Raw genomic sequence first — 5,562 nt, forward strand, 5'->3', positions numbered from 1 at the left:
GAGTAAGATGTTTTCTTTAAAGGTTTAAACTAAACGACTAAAAGCTATGCAAATAGATACGCAAAACGTCGATCATTTAGGATTGGTAGCTTAGAATATGTGAGGAGATAGGGTTAGTTGACCTTATTGATCAAGCAGCAGGTAACCAGGCGAAGAATAAGCATCTAGCCTATGGGCAAGCTGTTAAATGCATGATCTTAAACGGATTGGGATTTGTAAGATGAGAAATCACGGCTTTAAGTACCCCTTAGGTAGATGTTCAATGGTGCTAGAAGAGATAAGATTCATTGTATGGCCTCTTTTTAAGTTTTATGCATGCTTCTTGGTGGCTCGTAAGAGGCATTTATATACATGGAGAATAAGACAAAACAGGCAAATAACATCTAAAAGCAACTTAGCGGCATACTTAGGCAAGCTAGCACCATAAAAACCATTAAAAATTCTTCTTATCCTTTATCAGAGAAGCATTAACTTCGGATGCTAATGGTTCTATAATAAGTCGGAAGGCTATCTATATTCTCAAAACCTTCTGGACCTATAGATATCTTCATTTTAACAAGCTAAATGCTGCAAATACATACTCTCCATTTATAACCTAAAACGTTGCTTTATTTTGTTAGGAATACTTTCCAGTGGATTTCGATCTAGATAAAGATTTAACTCGTTTGGCAGATGGCCTATTTCTGCTGGAAGGGAGGTAAGCTGGTTGCTGCTTAATTTAAGTTTTTCTAGCCGAGTAAGCTGCCCTATTTCTGTTGGAAGGGTGGTAAGCTGATTATTGTCTAATTTAAGCCTTTGCAGCTGCGATAACTGCCATATCTCTGCCGGAAGGGTGGTGAGTTGGTTCTTGTTTAAGTAAAGCCTTTGCAGCTGCGATAGCTGTCTTATCTCTGCAGGAAGGTTGGTAAGCTGGTTGTTTTCTAAGTGAAGTCTTTGTAGCTGAGATAGCTGCCCTATTTCTGCTGGAAGGGTGGTAAGATAGTTGTTTTCTAAGTAAAGGCATTGCAGCTGAGACAGCTGCCTTATCTCTGCAGGAAGGGTGGTAAGCTGGTTGTTGCTTAATTCAAGCGTTTGCAGCTGAGATAACTGCCCTATCTCTGAAGGTAATAAGGTTAAGCCTATCCTTGCTACATTTAACTTCTTAATATCTTTGCTATAGCTTTCAACCCACTCCTTAAAAAGCCTGCCTCTTTCTTTTAAAGGTAAATTTTTAATTTCTTCTTTCCCTAAATATTCTTCTCCTCCCCGAAGTTCTTTCCATATTAAAAGTCGATTAATGTTTACAAGATAAGAGCGGTAATTAGTGAGGGTAAAATCTCTTTTTTCTTCGATGCTTCCCTTAAATTCTAAAGGAGAAATAGACCTAGCTTGGGTAAAGGTTTGCCTGAAAATTGCATTTACCTTTGCTGCCTTTGAAAGCTCTTCTTCTAGCTTATAAATCCTATCTAAAACAAAAGTCTGCTTGTTAACGTCTCCTGCAGGAAAATGCATCTTACTTATTTGCTTATAGAGGGAAGGCATGACTTCTGTAGCCAGCAAATATCGCCATCTCGTACAAACGCTAGACAAGGAAGGTGCGGCGCAAACCTTTAAAATAGGAACTAATATTTCATTAGGTAGATGTTCAATGGTAATAGAAGAGCAAGGATTCATAGCATGGTCTCCTTCTAAGCTTTATGCCTATTTTTATTTATCTTTTAGGGACATTCATATACATGGAAAAAGCAAAATAGGCAAGCTAGATTTAAAAACAGTTTAGCGGCTTGCTTAGGCAGGCTAGCAATGCAAAAGACCATTAGAAATTGTTTCTATCTTTTAGCAGAGTGACATCCTCTCCACCTCGGGATGCTATCGGAAGGTTAGCTATATTCTTAACATTTTCCAAATGCATTAATTTATTTAGTACATTAAGTGATGCAGATACAACCTTTTCCAGTTATAGACTAAAAATCTGCTTTATTTCCTCAGGAATACTCTCTAAAGGATTCCCACTTACCTGAAGCTTTTTTAAAGCAGTTAGCTCTTTTATTTCGGTAGGGAGGGAGGTGAGCTGGTTATTATTAAGGTCAAGCTCTTCTAGCTGAAATAGCTGCCCTATCTCTGCCGGAAGAGTGGTAAGCTGGTTATTGTCTAAGTCAAGGTGATGTAGCTGTGATAACTGTCCTATGGTTGCTGGAAGAGTAGTGAGCTGATTGTTTTCTAAGTAAAGCCATTGCAGCTGGGATAGCTGTCCTATCTGTGAAGGAAGAGTGGTAAGCTGATTGTTATTTAAGCAAAGTGCTTTGAGCTGAGATAGCTGCCCTATCTCTGCAGGAAGAGTGGCTAGTTGGCTTTGGCTTAATTCAAGCCTTTGCAGCTGTGAAAGCTGCCCTATTGCTTTAGGAAGGATGGTAAGCTGGTTGTCGCTTAAGTAAAACCATCGCAGCTGCGAAAGCTGCCCTATCTCTGCAGGAAGGGTGCCTAGTTGGTTGCTGTTTAGCCAAAGATATTGCAGCTGAGACAGCTGCTCTATCTCTGCCGGAAGAGTGGTAAGCTGGTTGGTGTTTAAGCCAAGCATTTGCAGCTGCGAAAGCTGACCTATCTCTGTAGGAAGGGAGGTGAGCTGGTTATTGTCTAAGTTAAGCGTTTCTAACTGAGAAAGCTGCCGGATTTCCGCAGGAATAGCGGTTAGCTGGTTATTATTTAAGAAAAGGTATTGCAGCTGCACTAAATACCCTATCTCTGCAGGAAGGGTCGTAAGCTGGTTATTATTTAAGCGTAGCTCTCGTAGCCGCGGTAGTTGCCTTATTTCTGCAGGAAGAGTGGTAAGGTGGTTATTATTTAAGTAAAGGATGTAGAGATTTGGTAGCTGTCCTATCTCTGTAGGAAGGGAGGTGAGCTGGTTGCTATCTAAGTAAAGACCTTCTAGCTGCGATAGCTGCCCTATCTCTGCCGGAAGGGTGGTAAGTTGGTTGTTATTTAAGTAAAGGAATTGCAGCTGCGATAGATACCCTATCTCTGGGGGTATAAGGGTCAATCCACATTCAGTTAAGTCTAAGCTTCTAATATTTTTGCTATAGTTTTTTATCCAATCTCTAAGTAGCTTTCCTTTTACTTGTAAAGGCAAATATTTGATAGCTTCTTGGTCTAAGTATTCCTCTCCACCAGGGATTTTTTTCCATGTTAAGAGGCGGTTAATATTTACAAGATATGAGGAGTAATTAATCAGCGTAAAATATCTTTTTTCCTCGGTTATCCATTTAAATTCTAACTCTAAAGGTGAAAGCGAGCTAGCTAAAACAAAGGTTTGTCTAAAGATTGCATTTACCTTTTCTGTTACAGAAAGATCTTCTTCTAGCTTATAAATCCTATCTATAATAAAAGCCTGCTTGTAAACATCACCATGGGGAACATGCATCTTACCTATTTGCTTATAAAGGGTGGGCATGACTTCTGTAGCTAGTAAATGTCGCCATCTTGTACAAACGCTAAATAAGGAAGGTGTGACGCAAGCTCCTAAAATAGGAGCAAGTATTTCATTAGGTAGATGTTCAAGGGTGATAGATGAGCTAGGATTCATGGTAGGGTCTCCTTTAAGCTTTATGCCTATTTTTAGTTGCTTTTTAGAGAAATTCGTATATATGGAAAAAGTAAAATAGGCAAGCTAGATTTAGAAACAACTTAGCGCATGCTTAGGCAGGCTAGCAATGCAAACGACCATTAGAAATTGTTTCTATCTTTTAGCAGAATGACATCCTCTCTACCTCGGATGCTATTGGAAGGTTGTCTATATTCTCAACATCTTCTAAGCTCATCAATTTATTTCTTTACTACATAAGGTGTTGCAAATACAGATTTTTCCCAGTTATAGCCTAAAACGTTGCTTTATTTTCTCCGGAATACTTTCCAGTGGATTTCCATTTAGATTAACATTTAACCAGTCTGGCAGGAAACCTATTTCCGCTGGAAGAGAGCTAAGTCGATTATTATTCAAGTTAAGGTCTAACAGCTGGGATAGCTGCCTTATCTCTGCTGGAAGAGTCGTGAGATGGTTGTTGTGTAAGTGAAGCCATAGCAGCCGTGATAACTGCCCTATCTCTGCTGGAAGAGTGGTGAGCCGGTTATTGTGTAAGTAAAGCCATTGCAACTGAGATAATTGCCCTATCTCTACTGGAAGAGTGGTAAGTTGATTGTTATTTAAGAAAAGGTATTGCAGCTGCGATAGATACCCTATCTCTGCCGGAAGAGCCGTAAGCTGGTTGCTGTTTAATTCAAGTCTTTGCAGTTGAGACAGCTGCCCTATCTCTGCCGGAAGAGTGCTAAGTTGGTTGTTTTGTAAATGAAGGCTGTGCAGCTGTGATACCTGCCCTATCTCTACTGGAAGAGTGGTAAGTTGGTTATTATTTAATCGTAACTCTCGTAGCCGCGGTAGTTGCCTTATTTCTGCAGGAAGAGTGGCAAGGTGGTTATTATTTAAGTAAAGGATGTAGAGATTTGGTAGCTGTCCTATCTCTGCAGGAAGGGAGGTGAGCTGGTTGCTGTCTAAATAAAGCCCTTCTAGCTGCGATAGCTTCCCTATCTCTACTGGAAGAATGGCAAGTTGGTTATTATTTAAGTAAAGGTATTGCAGCTGTGATAGATACCCTATCTCTGCAGGAAGAGTGATAAGCTTGTTGCTATCTAAGTAAACTCCTTTTAGCTGGGATAGCTGCCTTATCTCTGCTGGAAGAGTCGTGAGCTGGTTGTTTTTTAAGTAAAGCCATTGCAGCTGAGGAAGCTGCCCTATCTCTACCGGAAAAATGGTCAGTTGGTTATTATCTAAGTAAAGCTCTTCTAGCTGAAATAGCTGCCCTATCTCTGCCGGAAGAGTGGCAAGCTGGTTGCCTCCTAAGTTAAGACTTTTCAGCTGAAGTAGCTGCCGTATCTCGGCAGGAAGAGTGGCAAGCTGGTTATTTTCTAAGTTAAGCGCTTTCAGACGCGATAGCTGTCCTATCTCTATGGGAAGAGTGGTAAGTTGGTTTTGTTCTAAGTTAAGACTTTTCAGCTGAAGTAGCTGCCCTATCTCTGCAGGTAATAAAGTCAAGCCCATTCTTGTTAAATCTAAGTCTTTAATATCTTTGCCATATCTTTCAATCCAATCTCTAAATAGCTTTCCTTTTACTTGCAAAGGCAAATATTTGATTGTTTCTTGGTCTAAGTATTCCTCTCCACCAGGAATTTTTTTCCACATTAACAGTCGATTAATATTTATCAGATAAGAAGAGTAATTATTCAGAGTAAAATATCTTTTTTCCTCGGTTATACATTTAAATTCTAATTCTGAAGGTGAAAGAGAGCTAGCTAAAGCAAAGATTTGCTTAAAGATCGCGTTGACTTTTGTAACTTCAGGAAGTTCAGCTTCTAATTTATAAATCTTATCCAAAATAAGAGCCTGCTCTTTAACATCTCTTTGAGGAACATGCATTTTACCTATTTGCTTATAAAGAGAGGGCATGACTCCCGTAGACAGTAAATGTCGCCATCTTGTACAAACGTTAAATAGGGAAGGGTTAACGCAAATTCCTAAAATAGGGGCTAGTATCT

The 5,562-nt window shown here is 39.6% G+C and carries 4 protein-coding genes; 1 reads left to right on the forward strand and 3 read right to left on the reverse strand.

The window, feature by feature from the left end; translation table 11 throughout:
- Positions 1-107: 107 nt before the first annotated feature.
- Entirely contained in the window at positions 108-224 is a 117-nt protein-coding gene (locus tag DB41_RS13000; protein ID WP_368730549.1) for a DUF4277 domain-containing protein, read from the forward strand.
- Between the two features lie 364 nt (positions 225-588).
- Here the strand turns inward: DB41_RS13000 and DB41_RS07665 are convergent, their stop codons facing one another.
- From DB41_RS07665 to DB41_RS07680, 3 genes are all read right to left on the reverse strand, one after another.
- On the reverse strand, positions 589-1,653 hold the full coding sequence (locus DB41_RS07665) for a leucine-rich repeat domain-containing protein (RefSeq protein ID WP_080502457.1): 1,065 nt from the start codon (positions 1,651-1,653) through the stop codon (positions 589-591).
- 283 nt (positions 1,654-1,936) lie between these two features.
- On the reverse strand, positions 1,937-3,559 hold the full coding sequence (locus DB41_RS07675) for a leucine-rich repeat domain-containing protein (RefSeq protein ID WP_052244012.1): 1,623 nt from the start codon (positions 3,557-3,559) through the stop codon (positions 1,937-1,939).
- A 285-nt stretch (positions 3,560-3,844) separates the two neighbouring features.
- Positions 3,845-5,562: leucine-rich repeat domain-containing protein (locus DB41_RS07680; protein WP_155117619.1), on the reverse strand; the 1,718-nt coding region annotated here is incomplete at its 5' end.

The sequence above is a fragment of the Neochlamydia sp. TUME1 genome, assembly GCF_000813645.1.
Taxonomy (GTDB): domain Bacteria; phylum Chlamydiota; class Chlamydiia; order Chlamydiales; family Parachlamydiaceae; genus Neochlamydia.

What these genes read in the sequence shown, in the direction of transcription:
- DB41_RS07675 (WP_052244012.1), bottom strand. Translation starts at nt 3,559, where the DNA reads ATGAATCCTAGCTCATCTATCACCCTTGAACATCTACCTAATGAAATA.
- DB41_RS07665 (WP_080502457.1), bottom strand. Translation starts at nt 1,653, where the DNA reads ATGAATCCTTGCTCTTCTATTACCATTGAACATCTACCTAATGAAATA.